This is a genomic window from Pseudomonas migulae (genome assembly GCF_024169315.1).
GTDB classification, from domain to species: domain Bacteria; phylum Pseudomonadota; class Gammaproteobacteria; order Pseudomonadales; family Pseudomonadaceae; genus Aquipseudomonas; species Aquipseudomonas migulae_B.
In genome coordinates this window covers 37,100-60,191 of sequence record NZ_JALJWR010000001.1, presented here as the reverse complement: position 1 = coordinate 60,191, position 23,092 = coordinate 37,100, and the positions used below count along the sequence as shown (strand labels likewise).

Annotated in this window: 24 protein-coding genes; 11 read left to right on the top strand and 13 right to left on the bottom strand. The window is 60.9% G+C overall.

What is annotated here, in order from left to right; genetic code table 11:
• The first annotated feature begins 235 nt into the window (after positions 1-235).
• On the top strand, positions 236-508 hold the full coding sequence (locus tag J2Y86_RS00315) for a hypothetical protein (RefSeq protein ID WP_253427216.1): 273 nt from the start codon (positions 236-238) through the stop codon (positions 506-508).
• Positions 509-700: 192 nt separating this feature from the next.
• On the top strand, positions 701-928 hold the full coding sequence (locus J2Y86_RS00310; protein WP_253427215.1) for a DUF6555 family protein: 228 nt from the start codon (positions 701-703) through the stop codon (positions 926-928).
• Between the two features lie 674 nt (positions 929-1,602).
• On the opposite strand, the gene J2Y86_RS00305 is transcribed toward J2Y86_RS00310, so the two are convergent.
• The 3 genes from J2Y86_RS00305 to J2Y86_RS00295 form a co-directional block, all read right to left on the bottom strand.
• Positions 1,603-1,764 (bottom strand): hypothetical protein, encoded by a 162-nt coding sequence (locus tag J2Y86_RS00305; RefSeq protein ID WP_253427214.1) that lies wholly within the window; start codon positions 1,762-1,764, stop codon positions 1,603-1,605.
• Between the two features lie 65 nt (positions 1,765-1,829).
• A complete protein-coding gene (locus J2Y86_RS00300; protein WP_193393033.1) occupies positions 1,830-2,141 on the bottom strand; it encodes an AzlD domain-containing protein in 312 nt (103 codons plus the stop codon).
• Positions 2,141-2,839 (bottom strand): AzlC family ABC transporter permease, encoded by a 699-nt coding sequence (locus tag J2Y86_RS00295; protein WP_253427212.1) that lies wholly within the window; start codon positions 2,837-2,839, stop codon positions 2,141-2,143. The genes J2Y86_RS00300 and J2Y86_RS00295 overlap by 1 nt, the downstream gene beginning before the upstream one ends.
• Before the next feature lie 171 nt (positions 2,840-3,010).
• Here J2Y86_RS00295 and J2Y86_RS00290 point away from each other — a divergent pair, with 171 nt between their 5' ends.
• The gene (locus J2Y86_RS00290) at positions 3,011-3,412 is read left to right on the top strand and encodes a DUF2784 domain-containing protein (RefSeq protein WP_253427209.1); all 402 of its coding nucleotides are present in this window, start codon (positions 3,011-3,013) and stop codon (positions 3,410-3,412) included.
• Positions 3,413-3,464: 52 nt separating this feature from the next.
• Positions 3,465-4,382 (top strand): LysR family transcriptional regulator, encoded by a 918-nt coding sequence (locus tag J2Y86_RS00285; RefSeq protein ID WP_253427207.1) that lies wholly within the window; start codon positions 3,465-3,467, stop codon positions 4,380-4,382.
• A gap of 10 nt (positions 4,383-4,392) precedes the next feature.
• Here J2Y86_RS00285 and J2Y86_RS00280 read toward each other — a convergent pair whose 3' ends face one another.
• Together J2Y86_RS00280 and J2Y86_RS00275 are read right to left on the bottom strand one after the other, a co-directional pair.
• Positions 4,393-5,970, bottom strand: coding sequence for a sensor domain-containing diguanylate cyclase (locus J2Y86_RS00280; protein ID WP_253427205.1), 1,578 nt, complete (start codon positions 5,968-5,970; stop codon positions 4,393-4,395).
• 49 nt (positions 5,971-6,019) lie between these two features.
• Positions 6,020-6,547, bottom strand: a complete 528-nt coding sequence (locus J2Y86_RS00275; RefSeq protein WP_253427203.1) for a DUF3087 family protein — start codon at positions 6,545-6,547, stop codon at positions 6,020-6,022.
• Positions 6,548-6,759: 212 nt separating this feature from the next.
• Here J2Y86_RS00275 and ppnN point away from each other — a divergent pair, with 212 nt between their 5' ends.
• Entirely contained in the window at positions 6,760-8,133 is a 1,374-nt protein-coding gene (gene ppnN / locus J2Y86_RS00270; RefSeq protein WP_253427201.1) for a nucleotide 5'-monophosphate nucleosidase PpnN, read from the top strand.
• A 1,819-nt stretch (positions 8,134-9,952) separates the two neighbouring features.
• On the opposite strand, the gene J2Y86_RS00265 is transcribed toward ppnN, so the two are convergent.
• The gene (locus J2Y86_RS00265; protein WP_253427199.1) at positions 9,953-10,216 is read right to left on the bottom strand and encodes a DUF2790 domain-containing protein; all 264 of its coding nucleotides are present in this window, start codon (positions 10,214-10,216) and stop codon (positions 9,953-9,955) included.
• Positions 10,217-10,512: 296 nt separating this feature from the next.
• On the opposite strand from J2Y86_RS00265, the gene J2Y86_RS00260 reads away from it, so the two are divergent.
• From J2Y86_RS00260 to J2Y86_RS00235, 6 genes are all read left to right on the top strand, one after another.
• Positions 10,513-11,253: a response regulator gene (locus J2Y86_RS00260; RefSeq protein ID WP_017339377.1), complete on the top strand. Its 741-nt coding sequence runs from the start codon at positions 10,513-10,515 to the stop codon at positions 11,251-11,253.
• Positions 11,250-12,560, top strand: a complete 1,311-nt coding sequence (locus tag J2Y86_RS00255) for an ATP-binding protein (protein WP_253427197.1) — start codon at positions 11,250-11,252, stop codon at positions 12,558-12,560. The genes J2Y86_RS00260 and J2Y86_RS00255 overlap by 4 nt, the downstream gene beginning before the upstream one ends.
• A 14-nt stretch (positions 12,561-12,574) precedes the next feature.
• Positions 12,575-13,510, top strand: a complete 936-nt coding sequence (locus J2Y86_RS00250; RefSeq protein ID WP_253427195.1) for an MBL fold metallo-hydrolase — start codon at positions 12,575-12,577, stop codon at positions 13,508-13,510.
• Positions 13,511-13,712: 202 nt separating this feature from the next.
• A complete protein-coding gene (locus tag J2Y86_RS00245) occupies positions 13,713-14,099 on the top strand; it encodes a hypothetical protein (RefSeq protein WP_253427193.1) in 387 nt (128 codons plus the stop codon).
• A 183-nt stretch (positions 14,100-14,282) separates the two neighbouring features.
• On the top strand, positions 14,283-15,014 hold the full coding sequence (locus J2Y86_RS00240) for a substrate-binding periplasmic protein (protein WP_253427192.1): 732 nt from the start codon (positions 14,283-14,285) through the stop codon (positions 15,012-15,014).
• A 108-nt stretch (positions 15,015-15,122) separates the two neighbouring features.
• A complete protein-coding gene (locus J2Y86_RS00235) occupies positions 15,123-15,350 on the top strand; it encodes a hypothetical protein (RefSeq protein ID WP_253427191.1) in 228 nt (75 codons plus the stop codon).
• 536 nt (positions 15,351-15,886) lie between these two features.
• Here the strand turns inward: J2Y86_RS00235 and J2Y86_RS00230 are convergent.
• The 7 genes from J2Y86_RS00230 to J2Y86_RS00200 are packed head-to-tail and all read right to left on the bottom strand — an operon-like array spanning position 15,887 to position 23,086.
• On the bottom strand, positions 15,887-17,320 hold the full coding sequence (locus J2Y86_RS00230; protein WP_253427190.1) for an FAD/NAD(P)-binding protein: 1,434 nt from the start codon (positions 17,318-17,320) through the stop codon (positions 15,887-15,889).
• 14 nt (positions 17,321-17,334) lie between these two features.
• A complete protein-coding gene (locus tag J2Y86_RS00225; protein ID WP_253427189.1) occupies positions 17,335-18,102 on the bottom strand; it encodes an ABC transporter ATP-binding protein in 768 nt (255 codons plus the stop codon).
• A 3-nt stretch (positions 18,103-18,105) separates the two neighbouring features.
• Positions 18,106-19,446, bottom strand: coding sequence for an ABC transporter substrate-binding protein (locus tag J2Y86_RS00220; RefSeq protein WP_253427188.1), 1,341 nt, complete (start codon positions 19,444-19,446; stop codon positions 18,106-18,108).
• Positions 19,447-19,472: 26 nt separating this feature from the next.
• The gene (locus J2Y86_RS00215) at positions 19,473-20,522 is read right to left on the bottom strand and encodes a branched-chain amino acid ABC transporter permease (RefSeq protein ID WP_253427186.1); all 1,050 of its coding nucleotides are present in this window, start codon (positions 20,520-20,522) and stop codon (positions 19,473-19,475) included.
• A 4-nt stretch (positions 20,523-20,526) separates the two neighbouring features.
• Entirely contained in the window at positions 20,527-21,408 is an 882-nt protein-coding gene (locus tag J2Y86_RS00210; protein WP_253427184.1) for a branched-chain amino acid ABC transporter permease, read from the bottom strand.
• Positions 21,408-22,184 (bottom strand): ABC transporter ATP-binding protein, encoded by a 777-nt coding sequence (locus J2Y86_RS00205; RefSeq protein ID WP_253427181.1) that lies wholly within the window; start codon positions 22,182-22,184, stop codon positions 21,408-21,410. The genes J2Y86_RS00210 and J2Y86_RS00205 overlap by 1 nt, the downstream gene beginning before the upstream one ends.
• Positions 22,181-23,086 carry an AMP-binding protein gene (locus J2Y86_RS00200; protein WP_253427179.1) on the bottom strand — a complete coding sequence of 302 codons (906 nt, stop codon included), beginning with the start codon at positions 23,084-23,086 and terminating at the stop codon, positions 22,181-22,183. The genes J2Y86_RS00205 and J2Y86_RS00200 overlap by 4 nt, the downstream gene beginning before the upstream one ends.
• Positions 23,087-23,092: the final 6 nt, after the last annotated feature.

Genomic DNA, 23,092 nt, shown 5'->3' with positions numbered 1-23,092 from the left:
ATTGGTATCTACAGGCCAATACTTCAGCGTTACAAAGAGTGTTTCACTCAAGAAACACCTACCGAAGTTTGGCGATTCGTTTCTTCAACCGCTTGTCTGACATCTGCATCGACTTACATACATTTAGAATGACTACAGATAGCATGCGCGCCGCATTTCCATTGGCACCGCCCAGTTGACCAAAGAGTCAATAACTTAGGAAATCCCCACTACAACAAGCCTTGCAGAGAACTAAATGCGCGACGATTTTGCAATTGATCAAGTCGTTAGTCTGGAGTGCGTTTATCTTTCGACGACAGAACACTTTCGACTTAACTGTTTTATTGAACAATACATCCGGACCCGGAACCTGCGATCAGTTCCGGGGATCGACGGCGTCCTGCGTTCAACCCTTGGGCACTATCCGGGCAAGCCTCCGGTGATGGTCAACGAACTGAATGCATGGATCGACAAGTCCCTGGGCTATCGGGCTTCCCATCCCGATGTGTTGCAGCTGGACGACGCTTGAAACCGCGCTCGGGGACCCGTTTGGCAAAAGAACTGAACGAACCCGTCGTCGATGGACTCTCAACAGCTGAGGCTCGCTGAGCCTCATCCGTTTTCAGCCGTCTTATTTCTGCACGATGCTCGCCCCGCAGATCTCTCTGAATGTCCTGTTCGACGACTAAGCCAACGACTTGGCTGGCTTCACGAGAAGTACATGAGCGAACTCGTTCCTTATGCCGTGCATTACATGTTCGATGGCGTGAGAAAGCACTTTTTCCAACTGGCTGTGCATTTTTCTGATGTGGATGCCATACATTCGGCGTCTGCGCATGCTTATCCGGAGTCTGGCCGAAAGATCGCGGTACATGCCTCCCTTGAAACGGCACGGATCAAGGCGCGGCAATTGGGCATTACCCAGATTCGCTGGAATGTTTCAATCTGATTGGCCTGTACAGCAAAGCCCCGGTTGATTCGGGGCTTTTTTGTAGGTGTAGATTGGTTGAGGTTGGGGGCGGCTAACCCCGCATCCATGCCGGGTTGCCCACTGCGCAGAACCTCCATTCGGCCTCTCGAGGGGCGACCACCGCCAATGCAACCGAGGCGGCCTACCGGCCGGCCTGTCATTTGAAGCGTTCGCGTTCCCCTGTGGGAGCTGGCTTGCCAGCGATGGTCGTTAACGATGACGTGTGCTGTCTGAAGGAACGCGGTGCCTGGACGTTCATCGCTGGCAAGCCAGCTCCCACAGGGATTGTTGGGGGCATGACATTGGTGTTCACCGCCGATGATCTGAAGGACTTCAGGCCGGCTATCAGGCCGCCTCGCTTTGGCTTTGGCTTTTGATCTGGCTTTTGATTTTGATCTGCCCCGTCGGAAGGCCGAGCGCAGGTTCTGCGCAGTGGGCAACCCGGCAAGGATGCCGGGTTAGCCGCCCCCGGCCATGGATGGCCGATGGCGGCGGGCCCACGGAGCAGGACCGGAGCGAGGGCATGGCGAGCATTAGCGAGCCACCGTACGTCAGGGGCGCTGGGCGCTTGGTTACTTGGCGCTCTTCCAAGTAACCCGCCGTCAGGGCGGAACCATAAGCCGCCATTACCCCAAAAACGGATATGCCCCCAATCAGGGCTTCAGCGGAAACTCCATATCACGATCCGACAGTTCTTTCCCATCATCAGGATGCTTCCAGGTCGGCGACGAACGCCTCTGCCGCTCGAGCTCTTCTTCCGTCGGTTCATCCATGTCTTCATCATCCGGATCCGGACGCTTTTGTTCAGTTGCCATGCTCACCTCTCTTCCTAAGGGATCAGTCATCAACTTTAAGCGTAGATCAGTTTCGAACACCCCGTTCACAGCCACCAACGCAGCAAAAAGAAAAACCCCATGCTCAACAGCATGCTGAGCAAGGTGTTGCGGGTGTACAGCACCAGTCCCACCGCCACCAGCGAACTGATCAGATACGGGTTGTCCCACTGCAAATTCAGCTGTTTATCCGGCATGAACACAATCGGACCGCAAATCGCGGTGAGCATGCCCGGCACCGCAAAACCGAGAAATTGCCGGGCATTGCTGCTCAGGCGCAGCGGCAGGCGCGGTTCGAGAAACACGTAGCGGTTGAGGAATACCAGAATCCCCATTCCGATAATCACTGCCCAGACCATCATGTGCGTCCACCGTAGAATTTGTTGCAGACAAAGCCCGCCGTCATGCCCGCCAGCCCCGACAGCACCAGCGCCGAGCCCCATTGCCAATAGCTGAACAACACCGAACAGAACAGCGACACCGCCACGCAGACCACCGTCGGTACGTTGCGCACCACCGGGGTGATCAGGGCAATGAAGGTCGCGGCGATGGAGAAATCCAGACCCAGATGTTCCAGCCCCGGAATACTGCTGCCGAGCACAATACCGGCGAGGGTAAACAGGTTCCAGGCAATGTAAAACGTCAAGCCCACGCCCAGGGCATACCAGCGATTGAACTGCTGTTTGTCATGCTGGCTGGTCAGGGCAAACAACTCGTCGGTGAGCAAAAAGCCCAACCCGGCACGCCAGCGACCCGGCAGCGGCGAAATCACCGAGCGCATGCTCATCCCGTAGAGCAAATGCTGGGAGGTCAGCAGCAACGTGGTCAGCAGGATCGAAAAGATCCCGGCACCGCCCTTGAGCATGCCGATGGCCACCAGTTGCGCCGCACCGGCAAACACGATGCTCGACAACCCCTGGCCTTGCAGCGGCGTGAGGTTGGCTTCGATGGCCATGGAACCGGCCAGCAATCCCCACGGCGCGGTCGCCAGGGACAGCGGCATGATCGCCGCGGCACCGCGAAGAAACGCGCTGCGGGGCATGAGTGAATTGGACATAACGCTCTACAACCGGAGAAAGACGTCAGACTGTGCCAGCAGTTGCCGCCGATGGCTTGAACAATCTTGCGCACTGCCGTGAACGTCCAAAAGGCCAGAGTTCACTGATTTCGTGATCAACGCTCCGCCCGAGTACCATGGAGCGATCGCATAACGTGTCAGGGAGTCGACATGCTTTACCGAATCGCCGCCGACGGGCTGGTGCTGTTTCACCTGTTGTTCATTCTGTTCGTGCTGTTCGGCGGGCTGCTGGTGCTCAAATGGCATCACCTGATCTGGTTGCACCTGCCGGCCGCCGCGTGGGGCGTGTGCGTGGAGTTTTTCCATTTGTTCTGCCCGCTGACAGACTGGGAAAATCTCTTGCGCCATGCCGCCGGGCAAACCGGCTATGGCGGAGGCTTCATTGAACATTACGTGTGGCCAGTCATTTACCCGGCGAGCCTGACACCCGCTATTCAACTGGGCCTCGGCAGCGTGGTGCTGGCGCTCAACGTGCTGGTCTATCTTCGGTTGTTCAGGCTGCGCAAGTCACGCCGATCGGGTACAACCTCAAATTCACCACGACACCTGTAGGAGCGAGTGGCGTTCCGGACATTTCCATCCCGTTCGTTCGAGGAATCACAAGATGTTGTCCATCGAAGACCTGGCCTTGCTGCAAGCCATTCGGGAAACCGGCAGCCTGTCGCGAGCGGCGGTGCATCTGGGCAAGGCGCCGTCGACGGTGTCCTATGCGGCGCGGCAACTGGAAGAGCGCTTCGACGCGCTACTGTTCGATCGGCGCCGCTACCGCCTGCAGCTCACCCCCGCCGGGGAGCTGCTGGTGAACGAAGCGGCGCGGCTGATGCAGGACGTCTCGCGCCTGACCCAACGGGTGCAGCAAGTGGCCAACGGCTGGGAGAGCCGGCTGTGGATCGTCACCGACGAACTGCTCGAGTTCGAGGCCTTGATCCCGGTGATTCACGAATTCGACGCGCTGCAATCCGGCGTTCCGCTGCGCATCACCCAGGAAGTGTTGAAAGGTGTGTGGGAAGCCCTGCGCGAGGGCCGTGCGGACCTGATCATCGGCGCCACCAACGAACCGCCGGCCATTGCGTCGTTGCGCTGGATGCAACTGGGGGAAATGGAATGGGTGTTTGCCGTCTCGCCCAGGCATCCGCTGGCCAAGGCTAAAGAACCGATTTCCCGGGCAACGGTGACGCAGCACCGGGCGATCGTCGTCGCGGACTCGTCCAGAGCCACCGAAGGCAGCACCTATGGTGTTTCCGGTGGGCAACCGGTCCTCGCCGTGCCGACCATGCGCGCGAAAATCCTCGCCCAGTGCGACGGCCTGGGCGTGGGCTGGCTGCCCAGGCATCGGGTTGGCTCATTACTGAAGAACGGCACGCTGGTCGAGAAGCAGATGGCCGATCCCCGGGAACCGAACATTCTGTACGCCGGCTGGCGCGGCGATCATGACGGCCGCGCCCTGGGCTGGTGGCTGGAAAAACTCAAGCAATCGTACCTGGCGACCCGACTGGTCCAGGGCAGCGACCGGTTCGTCTGAACCCGCGCACTCAGTTGGCAATGACGCTCATGTTCCTGCCACTGGCCTTGGCGACATAGAGCGCCTTGTCCGCTGCGCCAATCAGTTCGTCAGCCTGGGCTTGTGAGGCCGGATCGTAGGCGGCGACACCCAGGCTGACCGTCACCACGCCTTCCGCGCCTTCACTGTGGCGAATACCGGCCAGCAGCACCGCGCGGCGGATTTTTTCCGCCACCAGAAACGCCCCGACATAGTCGGTCCCGGGCAGCACCACTGCAAACTCTTCGCCGCCGTAGCGAGCCGCCAGATCCCCGGGACGCTGGATGTTTTCGGTGATGATCGCGCTGATTTTGCGCAAGCACTCATCACCGGCCAAGTGACCGTAGTGGTCGTTGAACAGCTTGAAGTGATCGACATCAATCATCAGCAGTGCCAGGCCGGTCAGGCTGCGTCTGGAGCGGCCGATTTCCGAATGGATGAACAAATCGAACTGACGCCGGTTGGACAGCCCCGTCAACGCGTCCTCCAGGGCCAGCAGTTCCAGGCTGCGATTGACCTCGATCAGTTTCTCCTGGGCATCCAGCAACTGGCTCTGGATGCGGTTCTGCTGCTTCATCAGATTGATCAGGCGATAACCCAGCACACCGAGAAAACCCAGCAACAGCGCGACGATGCCGGCACTGAGCAAGGACTCCTCACGCCAGCCGGTCAGGACTTCCTCTTTGTCGACCGCGGCGAAAACGATAAGCGGATACCCCTCGACCCGGCGAAACCCCACGACCCGTTCAACGCCATCGATAACTGACTTGACCGTTGCCGTCCCTGAGCTGCCCGTGGGCAACAATTGCTTGAACAACGGGCCGTTGGCGAGGCTGGTACCGATTTCCGCTTCTTTGAATGGCCGGCGAACGACAATGGTGGCGTTGTCGGCGATCAGGTTGATCACGCCGTTGCGGCCCATGTCGATGCTGTCGTACAGGGACAGAAAATGGCTGATGTAGATCGTAGCCAGCGCCACACCGGCAAAACGGCCGTCGGCGTGATTGATCCTGCGTGACACGGTCATGATCCATTCGCCGCTGGAACGGCTTTTGATCGCCGGACCGATGTGCGGCCCACGGTCGGGATGATCGCGATGGTAGATGAAATACTCACGGTCGCCGTTGTTGGCCTCCGGCAGGACAGCGCCGTTGGAATTGGCAATCCAGCGCCCCTTCTCGTCATAGACAAACATGCCGTGCAACTGGCTCAGCTCACTGCGCTGGGCACTGAGCAAGCGTTCGAGGTGAGGCAACCGGGCCGGGTCGAAGCCCTCGTTTTCCAGACGCTCCACCAGCGTAAACAGCAGCGTGTCGGCTTGCTTGATCGTCGCCTGCGCTTGCGAGGCCAGGGTCTGCGCAAGGTTGGACATCGCCACTTCCTTGTCATGCAGATGGTACTGGCGCGAATTCCAGGCTTCCCAGATCACGATGGCGATCATGGACAGGCACACTGCGACGAGCAAAACCACCGCTGAACGGACCTTGAGCGTTGCTCCGACCTGCTCGGAGACCAAAAGCACGCCGTGGCGGCTTTGTTCGATTCGGTCTTTGACGGACGGATGTCCCATGACTCTCCCTGAATCTTTTTATTATGACGATGCCCCGGCTTCGCACCGGTTACGCTGGCGTCTGCTTCACTGCCTCAAGCCACGCCGGGTTCAATTGCGTCTGCTCGGTCTCGATGCCCAGCGCTTCCATCCGGGCCTTGTGCACGTCCATCTCGCGAATCAGTTGGCTGTGATCGCTGGAGTTGCCGTCCAGCTCGTGCATCTGGCTCAAGCCCAGATGATAGAAGCGCAGCAGCTTCATGGCGCCGGGATCATCCTTCGCAACCGCAGCGGTCACCTGATGCATGACGTTGGTGACACTCATCAGGCTGCGCTTGAGCTGCCAGCCGTACACGGCGGGCGCCATCCACGCCTGATGCCAGAACGTGCCGCGCATCAGCGCCACCATCAGCAGCACCGCGACAAACACGCCGCCCACGTTGAAGCGTAGATTGTCGCCCCCCGGTTCGCCGAACATCGCCACCGCCGCGGTCGACAACACCATCGCCAGCGCCAGGAAAACCAGGGCGATGATGATCGTGCTGCGGCGCGTCTGGCTTCGATAAAGCTCGGGGTTCTGCGGCTGGATTTCGAACATCGCGACGGGTTTCCTCGGGGGCATGGGCAAAAAGACTGCGGTGCATTATCGCCTCTGCGGGGGATTTAGCTATGCTGGGGCTCCTTTTCATCTTTTCATCGTCAAAGGGGAACATGGCGATAGCGCGCAGTTCGTGCCATCTTCTTTTGTGGATACATACTATTCGGATGTCATGCGTCCTCGGCGGGTGACATCGTTTTAAGGATCATTGAATGTCCCAACGACAAGTAATCAACGCCTCGGTCAGCCCGAAAGGCAGCCTGGAAACCCTCTCTCAACGTGAAGTACAGCAACTGAGCGAAGCCGGATCCGGCAGCACCTACACCCTCTTCCGCCAGTGCGCCCTGGCCATCCTCAATACCGGCGCCCATGTCGATAACGCAAAAACCATCCTCGAAGCCTACAAGGACTTCGAAATCCGCATCCACCAGCAGGACCGCGGCGTACGCCTGGAACTGCTGAACGCCCCGGCCGACGCCTTCGTTGATGGCGAAATGATCGCCAGCACCCGGGAAATGCTCTTCAGCGCCTTGCGCGACATCGTCTACACCGAAAACGAACTCGACGCCCAGCGCATCGACCTGAGCACTTCCCAGGGCATCAGCGACTACGTGTTCCACCTGCTGCGCAACGCCCGCACCCTGCGCCCCGGCGTCGAGCCGAAGATCGTGGTGTGCTGGGGTGGCCATTCGATCAACACCGAAGAATACAAATACACCAAGAAAGTCGGCCACGAACTGGGCCTGCGCAGCCTCGACATCTGCACCGGTTGCGGCCCCGGCGTGATGAAAGGCCCGATGAAAGGCGCGACCATCGCCCACGCCAAGCAGCGCATCCACGGCGGTCGTTACCTCGGCCTGACCGAACCCGGCATCATCGCCGCCGAAGCGCCGAACCCGATCGTCAATGAGCTGGTGATCCTGCCGGACATCGAAAAACGCCTGGAAGCGTTCGTGCGCGTGGGTCACGGCATCATCATTTTCCCGGGCGGCGCGGGCACGGCTGAAGAGTTCCTGTACCTGCTCGGCATCCTGATGCACCCGGACAACAAGGGCCTGCCCTTCCCCGTCATCCTCACCGGGCCGAAGCACGCCGCGCCATATCTGGAGCAACTGGACGCGTTCGTCGGCGCCACCCTGGGTGACGCGGCGAAGCAACATTACGAGATCATCATCGACGATCCGGCTGAAGTTGCGCGGCAGATGACTGCGGGCCTGAAAGCGGTGAAACAGTTCCGCCGCGAGCGTAACGACGCGTTCCATTTCAACTGGTTGCTGAAGATCGACGAAGGCTTCCAGCGCCCGTTCGATCCGACCCACGAAAACATGGCCAACCTGAAACTGAGCCGCAGCCTGCCCGCTCACGAACTGGCCGCCAACCTGCGTCGCGCGTTCTCCGGCATCGTCGCCGGCAACGTCAAGGACAAGGGCATTCGTCTGATCGAAGAGCACGGGCCGTATCAGATCCGTGGCGACGCGGCGGTGATGCAGCCGCTGGATCAACTGCTCAAGGCCTTCGTTGCCCAGCACCGGATGAAATTGCCGGGTGGCGCGGCGTATGTGCCGTGTTACCGCGTGGTTGCATAAGGAGATTCCACCTTCGAACGGTGTCGGACGCAGCCTTTGTGCTCGACACTGTTCAACTGTGGGAGCTGGCTTGCCTGCGATAGCGGCCGGGCAGGCAACAATAATGTTGAAAGTGATGGCCTCATCGCGGGCAAGCCACGCTCCCACAGGGGATGGTGTCGTGCACAAACGTCGTGCTCGACACCGTTCAACTGTGGGAGCTGGCTTGCCTGCGATAGCGGCCGGGCAGGCAACAATGATGTTGAAAGTGATGGCCTCATCGCGGGCAAGCCACGCTCCCACAGGGGATTGTGTCGTGCACAAACGTTGCGCTCGACACTGTTCAACTGTGGGAGCTGGCTTGCCTGCGATAGCGGCCGGGCAGGCAACAATAATGTTGAAAGTGGTGGCCTCATCGCGGGCAAGCCGCGCTCCCACAGGGGATTGTGTCGTGCACAAACGTTACGCTCGACACCGTTCAACTGTGGGAGCTGGCTTGCCTGCGATAGCGGCCGGGCAGGCAACAATAATGTTGAAAGTGATGGCCTCATCGCGGGCAAGCCACGCTCCCACAGGGGATTGTGTCGTGCACAAACGTTGCGCTCGACACCGTTCAACTGTGGGAGCTGGCTTGCCTGCGATAGCGGCCGGGCAGGCAACAATGATGTTGAAAGTGATGGCCTCATCGCGGGCAAGCCACGCTCCCACAGGGGATTGTGTCGTGCACAAACGTTGCGTTCGACACCGTTCAACTGTGGGAGCTGGCTTGCCTGCGATAGCGGCCGGGCAGGCAACAATAATGTTGAAAGTGATGGCCTCATCGCGGGCAAGCCACGCTCCCACAGGGGATTGTGTCGTGCACAAATGTTGCGCTCGACACCGTTCAACTGTGGGAGCTGGCTTGCCTGCGATAGCGGCCGGGCAGGCAACAATAATGTTGAAAGTGATGACCTCATCGCGGGCAAGCCACGCTCCCACAAGGGATGGTGTCGTGCACGAACGTTGCGCTCGACACCGTTCAACTGTGGGAGCGGGCTTGCCAGCGATAGCAGCCGGGCAGGCAACAATGATGTTGAAAGTGATGGCCTCATCGCGGGCAAGCCACGCTCCCACAGGGCATTGTGTCGTGCACAAACGTTGCGCTCGACACCGTTCAACTGTGGGAGCTGGCTTGCCTGCGATAGCGGCCGGGCAGGCAACAATGATGTTGAAAGTGCTGGCCTCATCGCGGGCAAGCCACGCTCCCACAGGGGATGGTGTCGTGCACGAACGTTGCGCTCGACACCGTTCAACTGTGGGAGCTAGCTGGCTTGCCTGCGATAGCAGCCGGGCAGGCAACAATGATGTTGAAAGTGATGGCCTCATCGCGGGCAAGCCACGCTCCCACAAGGGATGGTGTCGTGCACGAACGTTGCGCTCGACACCGTTCAACTGTGGGAGCTGGCTTGCCTGCGATAGCGGCCGGGCAGGCAACAATGATGTTGAAAGTGGTGGCCTCATCGCGGGCAAGCCACGCTCCCACAGGGGATGGTGTCGTGCACAAACGTTGCGCTCGACACCGTTCAACTGTGGGAGCTGGCTTGCCTGCGATAGCAGCCGGGCAGGCAACAATAATGTTGAAAGTGATGGCCTCATCGCGGGCAAGCCACGCTCCCACAGGGGATTGTGTCGTGCACAAACGTTGCGCTCGACACCGTTCAACTGTGGGAGCTGGCTTGCCTGCGATAGCGGCCGGGCAGGCAACAATGATGTTGAAAGTGGTGGCCTCATCGCGGGCAAGCCACGCTCCCACAGGGGATTGTGTCGCGCACGAACGTTGTGCTCGACACCCTCCCGGCGATCAACCGCCCTGGTTGCCGCACTCTGCAAACTTGCTGTAATCCAGCACTTTCTGTGTGCCGCTGGAGTCCAGGTACGTCATCCGCGCATTGACGATCCCGCAATGGCTGCCGCCGTCATCTACCGTTGAAATAACCTTCTTGATGTCCAGATGGGTGCCGCCGGCGTGTGTCTGCGATGGGGGCTGGACATCGGCGTGGGCGGAAAACGCAGCGATGTTCAGAATGGCAAAGACGCTGGCAGCGAAGAGTGTGTTCCGGTTCATGGTGATGTCCTCAAGGTTTCAATGGGTAGTCGGTGTGAGGCAAGTTGTCTTGTCTCGATGGAACCCATTTAATCGATCCGAGGTATCTGCCATGTGTCGCAAAACCGGGGCTTTTAAGGCGTAAGGTGTCACACGGGGTGCTCGATACACTTCGATACACCCGCCCCCGAAAAATGCTGCCGTGTATACCAATGTATCTATGACATCTTCAGATACAGTGAGATACAAAGGCCGGCAGGCAGCAGCGATGCGGCTCCCTAGAATGCGCAACGTGCGAATAACAAGAGGGTTGAGCGATGGAACATGTGAACCACATCCTGATCGTCGACGACGATCGCGAGATCCGCGAGCTGGTCGGCAATTACCTGAAGAAGAACGGCCTGCGCACCACCGTGGTTGCCGATGGCCGGCAGATGCGCAGCTTTCTGGAAACCAACCAGGTGGACCTGATCGTGCTGGACATCATGATGCCCGGCGATGACGGCCTGTTGCTGTGCCGAGAATTGCGCTCGGGCAAGCACAAGGCCACGCCGATCCTGATGCTCACCGCCCGCAACGACGAAACCGACCGCATCCTCGGTCTGGAAATGGGTGCCGACGATTACCTGACCAAACCCTTCGCCGCCCGCGAACTGCTGGCGCGGATCAATGCTGTGCTGCGTCGCACCCGGATGCTCCCGCCCAACCTGCTGATCACCGAAAGCGGTCGATTGCTGGGTTTCGGTCGCTGGCGCCTGGACACCACCGCCCGGCACCTGCTGGACGAAGACGGCACCATGGTCGCCCTCAGCGGCGCCGAATATCGACTGCTGCGCGTGTTCCTCGATCATCCGCAACGGGTGCTCAGTCGCGACCAGTTGCTGAACCTGACCCAGGGTCGCGATGCCGACCTGTTCGACCGTTCCATCGATTTGCTGGTGAGCCGCCTGCGTCAGCGGTTGATGGATGACTCGCGGGAATCGACCTACATCAAAACCGTGCGCAGCGAAGGCTACGTGTTTTCCTATCCGGTGGAATTGCTTGGCGCCGAGTCATGAAATTCGCCCTGTGCTGGCCGCGGACGCTGGCCTCTCAGCTGTCACTGATTTTCCTGGTGGGCCTGATCGTCGCCCACGGTTTGTCCTTCGGCGTGCAGTTCTATGAACGCTATCGCAGCGCCGAGGCGATGCTGTTGGGCAACCTGGAAAACGACGTGTCGATCGCGGTCTCGATCCTCGACCGCTTGCCCGCTGCCGAACGGGCCGACTGGGTGCCGCGCTTCGAACGTCGTACCTATCGCTATCTGCTGGGCGAAGGCCTGCCGGGCACACCGATTGACCCTAAAGATGCCCATGACGCGGTGCAGTCGATTGAAGATGCGGTGGGTCGGCAATATGCGCTGGCCTTCACCCGGATCGAAGGTGCGCAGCAACATTTCCAGGCGCACTTGAAGCTCGCCGATGGCAGCCCGCTGACCATTGATGTGCGGCCTTCGGTGATGCCGCTGTCCTCGTGGCTGCCGATGGTGTTGCTGGTGCAGCTGACGCTGTTGCTGATCTGCACCTGGCTGGCGGTCAGGGTCGCCATTCGCCCGCTGACCCGACTGGCTCGAGCGGTGGATACCCTCGACCCCAACACCCACGCGGTGCACCTGGACGAAAAAGGCCCGACCGAAGTCGCTCACGCGGCCAAGGCGTTCAATGCCATGCAGGCACGCATTGCGGCTTATCTTAAAGAGCGCATGCAACTGCTGGCGGCGATTTCCCATGACCTGCAAACGCCGATCACGCGCATGAAACTGCGCGCCGAATTCATGGACGACTCCAGCGAGAAAGACAAACTCTCGAACGACCTCAGCGAAATCGAGCACCTGGTGCGCGAAGGCGTGGCGTATGCCCGCAGCGTTCACGGCGCCACCGAGGCCAGTTGCCGGATCGATCTGAATTCGTTTCTCGTCAGCCTGGTGTTCGACTATCAGGACATGGGCAAGGCCGTGGAACTGAGCGGGGACACTGCCGGGGTGATTGATACTCGGCCCCATGCGCTACGTCGGGTTCTGGTCAATCTGACGGATAACGCGCTGAAATTCGCCGGCGCTGCCGAGTTGTGGGTGGAATCAAAAGTCGACGGCACGCAATCGATCAAAGTGCTGGATCGCGGGCCGGGGATCGCTGAAGAAGAGCTGGCGCAGGTCTTGATGCCGTTCTATCGCGTGGAAAATTCGCGTAACCGCAACACCGGCGGCACAGGGCTGGGCCTGGCCATCGCCCAGCAACTGGCACTGGCCATTGGCGGCTCGCTGACGCTAAGCAACCGCGAAGGCGGCGGCTTGTGTGCGGAACTGACGCTCTCGACACCGACATAGCGGCGCTGTAAACGTTGATCTCGATCCCCGATCTGCTGCGGTTTTGCGCAGCGCTACTGCTGGCTGCGACGCTCTCTTTCAGCCTTGACGTTAGCAGCGCGCTGGCCGCGGAACCCACCGTGGCGCCACTGGAACTGGTGGTGCTGGGCTCGGGCGGACCCGGCGCCGGCGGCCGTGCCGGCGCCGGTTACGTATTGCTGCTGGATGGCACGCCACGAATCCTGCTGGATGCCGGGCCGGGAACGTTCGTACGGCTGGGTGAAGCGAAGCTCGACATCCGCCGCCTGGACATCGTGCTGCTGACCCATTTGCACGTGGACCACGTGGCGGAACTGCCAGGCATCGTCAAGGCGCGGGCCGTGGCTTCACGCTCGGACATCACCTTTGAAGTGTTCGGACCGGGTGCCGCTCAACCGTTCCCTTCCACTCGCCGCTACATCGACCTGATGTTCGGCGAGCACGGCGCCTTCAGCTATTTGCAGGACTTCGCCGGCACCGTGAGTTTCAACACCACAGACCATGAGAACGTCACGGCACCCAAGACCCTCCTCAGCCGGAACGGCCTGATGATCAGCGCCGTGACCGGCCACCATCGCGACGCACCGGCCGTGATCTACCGCGTCGATTACCGGGGTAAAAGCATCACCTTCAGCGGCGATATCGATGCCCACGGCCATGCCGCGCTAACACGCATCGCAAGGAATTCCGACCTGCTGGTGTTCAACGCGCCAGTCCTCGATCCTCCCGCCTCCCCACCCGCGCTCTACAGCCTGCACACCGCGCCCGGCGACATCGGCAAGATCAGCGCCACAGCACAGGTGTCGGGCCTGCTGCTCAGCCATCTGTCCCGGGACATCGACGAATCCCGCGATACAGTCATGCAGTCGATCCACCGTGCTTACCAGGGCCCGGTGCAGTTCGCCGAGGATGGCTTGCGTATTCGGCCCTGAACGCAAACGAGCGGGTCAGGCAGGCATCGCGGTTTTTTCATGGGGATTTGTATCCTTGTGTATAGGAAGCCACGCCAGATACGCAGAAGCCGATTTCGCCCCGTTCAGGCACACATCCGCGATACACCCGAGCGTTTAACTGTGTTCACCGGATAGCAGCAGCTACCGACTCACTCAAACTCAAGCGCACGGAGAATCACCCATGTTCAACTTCTCGAAAGTCTCGTCCCTGGCACTCGGTCTGGCACTGGTAGGCGGTCTTGGCCTGTCGAACCTGGCCTCGGCCAACACCCTGAGCGCCGCGTCCCACAGCCAGGTCCAGCAACTGCTGGTGGAAGGTGGTTCGGATCGCCTGCAACAGAATCGTGTGGCTGAAGGTGGTGCTGATCGTCTGCAAGAGCTGCGTGAACGTGTGGCTGAAGGTGGCTCCGATCGCCTGATCGAAAATCGCGTCGCTGAAGGCGGTGCGGATCGTCTGCAGGAACTGCGCGAACGTGTTGCGCTGGTCAGCCCGGACAACGCCGTGAAAGGGGGTGTGGTGGTTGCAGAAAACCGCGCCGAGTTCGGTTCGAAATATCAGCGGTATTGATCTCCCGTTAATCCGCAACACCCCAAGCCCGGAGACCCCGGGCTTTTTTGTTGCCTGATCGTTCCCACCGTGGCGTGCGATACGCATAAATCCTGAGTTCTGACGCAAAAGCCCGACGATTGCGCGGGACAGTTGCAGCAGGCGCGTACTAAGATTTGCGCTTCATTTCATCAAGGACGATTCATGAAGCGCTTGGCCGGTTGTCTGCTGATTTTCCTGACGTTCACTGCGACCGCGGCAGACCTGAACATGCTCACCGACAACCACCCGCCCCTGCATTTTCAGCAGGGCAACGCGCTGGTGGGGTTTGGCGTGGATGTGGTGCAGGCGCTGGCCGACACCGCTGGCGACCAGGTGCACTTTCAGCAAGTGCCGTTGCTGCGCGCCTTGCACATAGCGAGCACCGAGCCCGCCACCGGCGTGTTCACCGTGATGCGCACCGCCGAGCGTGACAGCCAGTATCAGTGGGTCGGCCCCTTGATGGAGGTGGAAACCGCACTGTTCTCCACGGACAGCAGCCAACGGGTGCGCAGTCTGCTGGAGGCCAGCCGTCAGGGTCGAATTGCCGTTCCACGGAAATGGCTGGTCTACAGCTACTTGCAGAAACAGGACCTGAGCAATCTGTACGGCGTGGAAACCCCCGAACAAATGATGCGTCTGGCGCGCCTGGGCCGAACCGAATTTGTGGTGGCCGACACGCTGTCCGTCACCAGCATGGCCCGTGAGGAAGGTTTGCCACCCGAGCAATTGCACTATCAGATCCCGTTGATGAAGCAAGCCACCTACATTGCCTTTTCACCGCGGACCGATGCGCGCCAGGTCGCGCGCTGGCAGCAGGCGCTGGACGAGATGAGCCGGGATGGCCGGCTGGAACAACTCAAGCAGCGCTGGCTGGTGGATCGCACACCGCGCTGATGGCGGATCAACGTTCTCGATAACGACTATGCGTCAGGGTGTTTTTTCATCGTGCAGCTCCAGCACTACAGTGGACCCATCTTCTTCCCACGCTTCTGGAGCTACATCATGAAAAGCATTATCGGTCTTGGTTTCGCCCTGTCGGTTCTTGGTGCTACGTCGGCTTTTGCTGCGCCTCACGCTACTTTGCCAGTGGTTGCGGCGGCAGCGAAGGTGAGTCAGCCAGCTACTTTGAATGTGAATACGGTGGGTGTTGATCGTAAAGACAGCCAGGCGAGCACACTTTATGTGGCTGAAAACCGTCCTGAGTTTGGTTCCAAGTATCAGCGTTATTGATTGGGCGGCTTGTGCTGCTGGAAACACGAACCCCCGGGAGATTTGGTCTTTCCGGGGGTTCTTTTTTTGGGGCATATCCGTTGCTGCGGTAACGGCGGCTATTGGTTTCGCCCTTACGGCGGGGCGACCATCGCCAATGCAACCGAGGCGGCCTACCGGCCGGCCTGGCTCTTCAAACGGGCGCGCTTCGCTGACTTGATCATTCACATTCTTCTGGACCAACCTCGATTAACTGTGGGAGCGGGCTTGCTCGCGAAGAGGCCGTATCAGTCGACATTTATGTTGAATGTAAGTCCGCCTTCGCGAGCAAGCCCGCTCCCACAGGGGATTGTAGGGGGCATGAAATTGATATTCACCCCCAATGATCCTGACGAACTTCAGGCCGGCTCTCAGGCCGCCTCGCTTTGCTTTTGATCTTGATCTGCCCCGTCGGAAGGCCGTACGTCAGGGGCGCTTGGTTACTTGGCGCTTTTCCAAGTAACTCGCTGTAAGAGCGAAACCGCCAGCCGCCGTTACCGAAGAAACGGATATGACCCCTACCCCATCCCAGCCAAACGCAGAGCCAAAGCCTTGGCCTGACTAGCCACATCAGTCACCGCCGTACTCTCCCACCACATCCCCCGCAACGGCGGCCCCATGGCAAACAACCGACCGACAACCCGCCCATCTTCCCCCAGCACCGCGCCATCAACCGCCGCCGCAATCCCCAACGCCAACGGCCCTGGCCGCACCAACCCGCGCGCCAGCAACTGCTGCGGCAACGGTCGCGCCACCCGCCGCCAGTCGTACTCGATGCCGCTGGAATTGATCAACGCCGCCCCGCTGACAACAACCGTTTCACCTTCACCACGACGACGGACCCGAATGCTCACCTCACCCCCCGAAGAAGGCTCAAGCCCCTTGAACGAAGCCGCCTGAATCCGCAACCGCCCTTCCCCGTGCAATCGCGCCACCAGTTCCGCACTCAACGGCGGCGAACGATGGTGATGACTCTCCCACCACGGCCGCACATGCCGCACAAACTGTCGACGCTGCACGTCCGTCGCCTGATTCCACAAACGGCCAATGTGCGCCCGCACGGTGTCGAGCGGGGCCTGCCAATCGATGCCCCGAGCGATAGCGTCCCGGCAGTGCCGACGCAGTTCGCGCACCAACTGTCGCGGCGTACGAATGCTGTGATCCTCGGCCAGAAAATCCGCCCAGGCCGGCGGTTGCCGACGCACGTGCGGCAGCAGCCCATGCCGGGAAAACACTTCGATCGGCCCGCGATGCCCGGCCTGTTCCAGCGACACCACGGCATCGACCATGGTCAGCCCCGAACCGATGATCAGCACCGTCGATTGCGGGTCGAGCTGACGCATGGCCGCGACGTCCCACGGATCGAGTGCCGCAGCGTTCAAACCGCTGGACTCGGTCTGCGGCGTGCGTGCGGCAGGGAACATTCCCGTGGCCAGCACTGCATGCCCACCCTGCAATCGCTGGCCGTCACTCAATCTCAGCCGCACCGAATCGTCCAGCGCTTCCAGGTCAACCACCTCGGCCCGTACATGTTCGACGGTCGAGCCATTCAAGGCGCCCACCGCTTGCGCTTCGGCCAGGCGTTGCTGCACATACACACCGAAGAGTCCCCGTGGCGGAAACAGCTCGCTGACCGGCACATGCTGCTCATCCGACTCCGGCCAGCCACCGGCCGCGATGTACGCGGTCAGCCATTGGGTCAGGTCATCGGCGTTGTCCGGGTCGACGCTCATGCGCGCCGCGTTGCCGTTGAGTGTATGGCCCAGCTCGACCGCGCTGTACGCCTCGCCCCGGCCAAGCTCGGCGCGGGGCTCGATCACCAGCAACGAGCGCTTGCCGGGCAGGCGCAACAACTGCGCCGCCAGCATCGCGCCGCTGAGGCCGCCGCCGATGATCAGGATGTCTGCGTGGCGGATGACGTCGGTCGCCTGTCCGCTTCGGGTTTCAGTCATGGCATTCCCAATGATCAATGTTTACCTAGATAAAAATCGTGCAGATCGCCCCGCGCCAGCAACGCTTCGCTGCTGCCGGACAACACCACCCGGCCGGTGTCGAGGACGTAGGCCTGTGATGCGTACTTGAGCGCCACATTAATGTTTTGCTCGGCAATCAGGAAGCTCACCTGCTCCTCGCGATTGAGTTGCGCGACGATCTCGAAAATCTCCTGGACGATAATAGGCGCCAAACCCATGGAAGGTTCATCAAGCAGTACCAAAGTAGGACGGGTCATCAACGCCCGGCCGATGGCGACCATCTGCTGCTCGCCACCGGAGGTCAGTCCGGCCTGGGTCTTGCGCTTGGTTTTCAGGCGTGGAAACCAGGCGTAGATCCGCTCCAGGTCCCGGGCCATGTCCTGGCGACTCAACCCCCGTACAAAACCGCCACTGCGCAGGTTGTCTTCGACCGTCAGCTGCGGAAACACGTGTCGTCCCTCCAGCACATGCACCATCCCTTGGCGCACCCGCACACTCGGATCGACACCCGCCGTATCGCGACCGAGGAACTCGATCGTGCCGCGACTGACCTCCGCCCGCTCGGCCCGCACCAACCCGGAAATCGCCTTGAGCGTGGTGCTTTTGCCCGCGCCGTTGGCGCCGAGCAAGGCGACGATGCCGCCCTTGGGCACCGTCAGCGACACCCCGGCCACCGCCAGGATCGCGCCGTCGTAGATCACCTCGATGTCGTTGACTCGCAGCAGTTCGTTGGCAGCAATATCACTGGCGGCTTCGCTCATGGGTTACTCGTCCCCGGTGCAGGTGCGTGGCGTCAGGCCTTTTTCCTTGGCGAAGGCCGCGGATTTTTCGTCGATCAAGGGCCGCAGCAAGGCGCGGTCGGCGGCGATCCAGTCACTGATCAGCGTCCAGTTGGCGCCGTCCCACTGCTGGACCCGCGCCGAACCGCCGCCTTCGTGATCCTTGCACGACAGTTTGAGGTTCTGCATCAGGCCGAAATAGCCCATGTCCTTGAGCCGTGCGTCGTCAATGTTCAGGTGTTCCAGCCCCCAGCGTCCTTCCTCGCCATTCAACGGACGCTTGCCAAATTTGCCCTGGGCCGTGCGGATCGCTTCGACCATCACCGCCGCGTTCACCAGCCCGGAGTTGTAATAGACGCTGCCGAAATTCTTCAGGTCCTTGAGGTCGCTTTTGCCCTTGTCGAGAATGTATTGCTTGAGGCGCTTGTGGATCTCGAAGTCGGTGCCGGCCGGGTATGGCGTCAGCGCCAGGTAACCCTTGGCGGCAGCGCCTGCGGGCAATACGTCCTCGCTCGAACTGGCCCAGATGTCGCCGACGATATGGTCAACCGGAAAGCCGAAACGCGCCGCGGTTTTCACCGCTACCGGCGTCGACACGCCCCAGGTGCGCAGGAACACCCAGTCCGGGTTGACCTGGCGAATCTGCCGCCATTGTGCCGATTGCTCGTTGCCCGGATCGGCCACCGGGATCTGGATATTTTCGAAACCGTATTTCTCCGCCAGCAACTTCAGCGGCCCAAGGGTTTCGCGACCGTAGGCCGAGTCGTGGTAGACCGTGGCGATTTTCTTGCCCTTGAGCTTGTCGAAGCCGCCCTCGCGCTGGGCGATGTAATTGATCAGGCTCGACGCCTCGCTGTAGAAGGTCAGCATCACCGGGAAGTTGTAGGGGAACACCGTGCCGTCGGTGGCTTCGGTGCGCCCGTAGCCGAGGGTGATCAGCGGGATCTTGTCGACTTCCGCGCGCTCGCTCAGCGCATACGCCGCCGGGGCGCCGTTGGGTGAATAGATCGCCACCGGGGCGCCATCCAGGCCGTTCTTGAAGCGCTCGTAGCACTCGATGCCTTTCTCCGCCGTCCACTCGGTTTCGCATTCCTGCCAGACCAGTTTGACGCCGTTGATCCCGCCTTCCACCTCATTGATGTAGTTCAGGTAATCGAGCATGCCGGCCCAGACCTGCACACCGCTGGAGGCATAAGCGCCGACGCGGTAAGTGGCCAATGGAAAGAATTGCTGGTCTGCCGAGGCCTGGACCACCGGCACCGCACTGCTGAAAACGGCCAGCGTCAAAGCGGCGCCGACCAACGAACGTTTCAAGGATGCACGCATGTTGTCTCTCTAATAGTGGGAAGGATTCAGAAGCGCAGCGGCCAGTGACTCAGCCGTTCACGAAGGTTGCCCAGCAGGCGGATCAGGCCTTCCGGCTCCTTGATCAGGAACAGGATGATCAGCACGCCGAAGATGATTTTTTGCAGGTTCTGCAGTTGCCCCGCGTCCACCGATCCACCGAACAGCGCTTGCCCGGCGTGGCTGAGCAGGATCGGCAACAGGCTGATAAACGCCGCACCGACGAAGTTGCCGGCAATGCTGCCCATGCCGCCGATAATGATGATGAACAGGATCTGGAACGATCGATTGATATCGAAGCTGCTGGCGCTGGCCGTACCCAGATAGGCGAAGGCCCACAGCGCCCCGGCGATGCCGAGGTAGAACGAGCTGACGGCGAACGCCAGGTGCTTGTAGCGCACCACCGGAATGCCGATCACGGCGGCGGCAGTGTCCATGTCGCGGATCGCCATCCAGTTGCGGCCGATCTGGCTTTTCACCAGGTTCACCGCCACCCAGGTCAGCAACAACACGGTCGTCAGGGTCAGGAGATAACGGCCGAGTGGCGTGTTCAGGTCCTGACCGAACAACGCCAGTTTCGGTGCGGAAATGGTCCCGGACGAACCGTAGTTGTAGAACCAGGGGAATTTGACGAACAGCCATTCGAGGAAAAACTGCGCAGCCAATGTGGTGACCATCAGGTAAAACCCTTTGATCCGCGAGCTCGGCAGGCCAAAGATGAAACCCACCACGGCACTGATCAATCCGCCGCCGAGCAACGCGACGGGCAGACCGAGTTCAGGCAAGCGCAGCAAAAATCCGTAGGTGGCGAACGCCCCGACCGCCATGAACCCGGCCGCGCCGACCGAAGTCTGGCCGGTGTAGCCGGTGAGCAAGTTCAGGCCGAGGCCGGCCAGGGACAACACCAGAAACGGGATCAGGATCGCGTTCAGCCAATAGTCGTTGCCGGTCAGCGGGACGACAACGAAGGCGATCAATAACAGGCCAAGCAGTCCAAACGGCACACGACGCTGGGTCAACACCGATGGCGCGGTTTCGCGGGTAAGGGAAATCGACATGGGTTCAGACTCGCTCGATGGCGCGCTCGCCGAACAGGCCGGCGGGACGGATGTACAGGAAGGCCAGGGCCAGGACGTAGGCGAACCACGGCGTGATGCCGCCACCGATCAGCGGACCGATGTAGACCTCGGCGAGGTTCTCCGCCGCGCCGACAATCAACCCGCCGACGATGGCGCCGCCAATCGAGGTGAAGCCGCCGATGATCAACACGGGCAAGGCCTTGAGCACCACCAGCGACAGGGAAAACTGCACGCCCTGGCGAGCGCCCCAGAGCAATCCCGCCACCAGCCCGACAATGCCCGCCACGGCCCAGACGATCTGCCAGATGCGGTTGAGGTTGATGCCGATCGATAACGCGGCCGTCGTGTCATCGGCGACCGCGCGCAGCGACACGCCAATGCGGGTCTTGTTGAACAACAGCGCCAGCACCGTCACCAGCACAATGGCGGCGGCCGCCGCGATCAGATCGAACTGGCTGACCATCATCCCGCCGATGAACACCGGCACGTCGTCGATGCCCAGGTCCAACGCCCGCACTTGCGAACCCATCAAGCCTTGGGCCAGGCCCTCGATGATGAACGACAACCCGAGGGTCGCCATGAACAAGGTGATCTGCGAGCGATTGACCAGTGGCCGCAGCACCAGCCGTTCGATCAGCAACGCGCCGATGATCATCACCACCACCGTCAGCAACAGTGCCAAAGCGAATGGCACACCCTGATCGTGCAGGCTGACGAAGGTCAGCGCGGCGAACAGCAGCATCGCGCCCTGGGCGAAATTGAACACGCCGCTGGCCTTGTAGATCAGCACGAAGCCGATGGCGACCAGCGAATACATGGTCCCGGCGAGCAGGCCGCCGAGCAGGGTTTCGAAAAAGAACGTCATCAGTGCACCACTCCCAGATACGCCGCGATCACTTCCGGATCGGCCTGCATTTCGGCGGGCGTGCCGTCGCCGACCTTGCGTCCGTAATCGAGGACCACGACGTGGTCGGACAGGCCCATGACCACGCTCATGTCGTGCTCGATCAACACCACTGTGGTGCCGAGGTCGCGGTTGATGTCGGCGATGAAACGGGCCATTTCCTGTTTCTCTTCGGCGTTCATCCCGGCCATCGGCTCATCCAGCAGCAACAGGCGCGGACCGGCGATCAGGGCGCGGCCCAGTTCCACTCGTTTTTGCAGGCCGTAGGAAAGGTTTCCCACCGGCACATCGCGGTGGGCTTGCAGTTCAAGGAATTCGAGAATGCCCTGGGCTTGCTGGCGGAAGTCTTCAGCCTCACGCCGTGCTCGCGGCAGGTTGAGCGCCTGTTCGATGAAGCTGCTGCGCAGGTGCCGCGACAGGCCGGTGAGGATGTTGTCGATCACGCTCATCTTCTTGAACAGCGCGTTGTTCTGGAACGTCCGGCCAATGCCCCGGCGCGCTGCGCTCAACGGGTCGATGCGTTTGAACGGCTGCTGCTCGAAGACGATCGAACCGGCGTCGAAGCGGTACACGCCGTTCAGCACATTGAGCAGCGAACTCTTGCCCGCGCCGTTGGGGCCGATCAGCGCGCAGATCTCGCCCCGACGCACGTCGAAGGACAGTTCGTTGATCGCTTTCACGCCTTTGAAGGACAGGGAAATGCCGCTGACTTGCAGGATGGAATCGGTCGAAGTCATGCGATGTCCCGTTTGAATTCAGATAACCAGTCCGGCGCAACGTGTACGTCTGGAGTGCGCGTGGCTTGCCAGATGAAATGCAGGTTGTGGAAACCGAGCAGTCGACGAACGCGATTTTTGATCAGGCGTTGCAGGCCTTTTTCCGGATGGGCGATGGCCCAGTCGCACAGGCGCCGGCGCCAGGTGCCTTGTGGGGCGAGGCGGCTTTCGATTTCCGCCGCCAGCAGGTGCAGGCGTTCCGCCGAGAGCAACAGCCCGGAAGGCGCCACTTCGCGACGGTCGCGGCTGGCGCTGCCGGGGCTTTCCGGGAAGGCCAGGGAGTGGCCGCTGGTCAGCCACTGCTCAAGCAAGACCGTGAGGCCGGCCTGCCATTGCGTGCCCTCTTCGCTCCACAGTTGCGGGCTCTTGCTCCAGCGGTTGAGCCGTTGCGGGGTTTCCACCGGGCCGAGCAGGTCGTTGAAGTTCAGCAGGGATTGGCCCTGATTGAGCCAGAGTTGCTGCGTCTGCCGACCTTTGACGAAGGCGTGAGTGGGACGGCTGCGCCACAGGGCTTTGTGCAGGGTTTCGGGGTCGAGGTTGTCCGGCAGCGTCAGCAATTGCCCGCCGATGTGTTGGGCGGCCAGGGTCAGCAGCAACAGATCCGGCTCGAACGCACCGCTGAGGGCCAGCCGTGAATCCTCGGTGAAACCTTGCTGGCGCAAACCGTCGGCCAGACGCTCGACATCGCGCAAGACATCGATCCAGCGCCAGACACACCACTGGCCGTGGCGCTTATGGCGCAGTGCCGGTTGCAACGGACTGATCTGCGCCCAGTGGCGCAATTGCTCCAGCGCCCGGGGCACCGCGACCCGCCACTCGGCAGTGTCCGCAACGGGCGGACGTTTGAGTTCATGCACGCTCATGGGTTG

What these genes read in the sequence shown, in the direction of transcription:
- J2Y86_RS00255 (WP_253427197.1), top strand. Translation starts at nt 11,250, where the DNA reads ATGAAATTCGCCCTGTGCTGGCCGCGGACGCTGGCCTCTCAGCTGTCA.
- J2Y86_RS00235 (WP_253427191.1), top strand. Translation starts at nt 15,123, where the DNA reads ATGAAAAGCATTATCGGTCTTGGTTTCGCCCTGTCGGTTCTTGGTGCT.
- J2Y86_RS00265 (WP_253427199.1), bottom strand. Translation starts at nt 10,216, where the DNA reads ATGAACCGGAACACACTCTTCGCTGCCAGCGTCTTTGCCATTCTGAAC.
- J2Y86_RS00230 (WP_253427190.1), bottom strand. Translation starts at nt 17,320, where the DNA reads ATGACTGAAACCCGAAGCGGACAGGCGACCGACGTCATCCGCCACGCA.
- J2Y86_RS00275 (WP_253427203.1), bottom strand. Translation starts at nt 6,547, where the DNA reads ATGTTCGAAATCCAGCCGCAGAACCCCGAGCTTTATCGAAGCCAGACG.
- J2Y86_RS00285 (WP_253427207.1), top strand. Translation starts at nt 3,465, where the DNA reads ATGTTGTCCATCGAAGACCTGGCCTTGCTGCAAGCCATTCGGGAAACC.
- ppnN (WP_253427201.1), top strand. Translation starts at nt 6,760, where the DNA reads ATGTCCCAACGACAAGTAATCAACGCCTCGGTCAGCCCGAAAGGCAGC.
- J2Y86_RS00225 (WP_253427189.1), bottom strand. Translation starts at nt 18,102, where the DNA reads ATGAGCGAAGCCGCCAGTGATATTGCTGCCAACGAACTGCTGCGAGTC.
- J2Y86_RS00220 (WP_253427188.1), bottom strand. Translation starts at nt 19,446, where the DNA reads ATGCGTGCATCCTTGAAACGTTCGTTGGTCGGCGCCGCTTTGACGCTG.
- J2Y86_RS00240 (WP_253427192.1), top strand. Translation starts at nt 14,283, where the DNA reads ATGAAGCGCTTGGCCGGTTGTCTGCTGATTTTCCTGACGTTCACTGCG.
- J2Y86_RS00305 (WP_253427214.1), bottom strand. Translation starts at nt 1,764, where the DNA reads ATGGCAACTGAACAAAAGCGTCCGGATCCGGATGATGAAGACATGGAT.
- J2Y86_RS00210 (WP_253427184.1), bottom strand. Translation starts at nt 21,408, where the DNA reads ATGACGTTCTTTTTCGAAACCCTGCTCGGCGGCCTGCTCGCCGGGACC.
- J2Y86_RS00245 (WP_253427193.1), top strand. Translation starts at nt 13,713, where the DNA reads ATGTTCAACTTCTCGAAAGTCTCGTCCCTGGCACTCGGTCTGGCACTG.
- J2Y86_RS00310 (WP_253427215.1), top strand. Translation starts at nt 701, where the DNA reads ATGAGCGAACTCGTTCCTTATGCCGTGCATTACATGTTCGATGGCGTG.
- J2Y86_RS00205 (WP_253427181.1), bottom strand. Translation starts at nt 22,184, where the DNA reads ATGACTTCGACCGATTCCATCCTGCAAGTCAGCGGCATTTCCCTGTCC.
- J2Y86_RS00200 (WP_253427179.1), bottom strand. Translation starts at nt 23,086, where the DNA reads ATGAGCGTGCATGAACTCAAACGTCCGCCCGTTGCGGACACTGCCGAG.
- J2Y86_RS00300 (WP_193393033.1), bottom strand. Translation starts at nt 2,141, where the DNA reads ATGGTCTGGGCAGTGATTATCGGAATGGGGATTCTGGTATTCCTCAAC.
- J2Y86_RS00215 (WP_253427186.1), bottom strand. Translation starts at nt 20,522, where the DNA reads ATGTCGATTTCCCTTACCCGCGAAACCGCGCCATCGGTGTTGACCCAG.
- J2Y86_RS00295 (WP_253427212.1), bottom strand. Translation starts at nt 2,839, where the DNA reads ATGTCCAATTCACTCATGCCCCGCAGCGCGTTTCTTCGCGGTGCCGCG.
- J2Y86_RS00280 (WP_253427205.1), bottom strand. Translation starts at nt 5,970, where the DNA reads ATGGGACATCCGTCCGTCAAAGACCGAATCGAACAAAGCCGCCACGGC.
- J2Y86_RS00315 (WP_253427216.1), top strand. Translation starts at nt 236, where the DNA reads ATGCGCGACGATTTTGCAATTGATCAAGTCGTTAGTCTGGAGTGCGTT.
- J2Y86_RS00260 (WP_017339377.1), top strand. Translation starts at nt 10,513, where the DNA reads ATGGAACATGTGAACCACATCCTGATCGTCGACGACGATCGCGAGATC.
- J2Y86_RS00290 (WP_253427209.1), top strand. Translation starts at nt 3,011, where the DNA reads ATGCTTTACCGAATCGCCGCCGACGGGCTGGTGCTGTTTCACCTGTTG.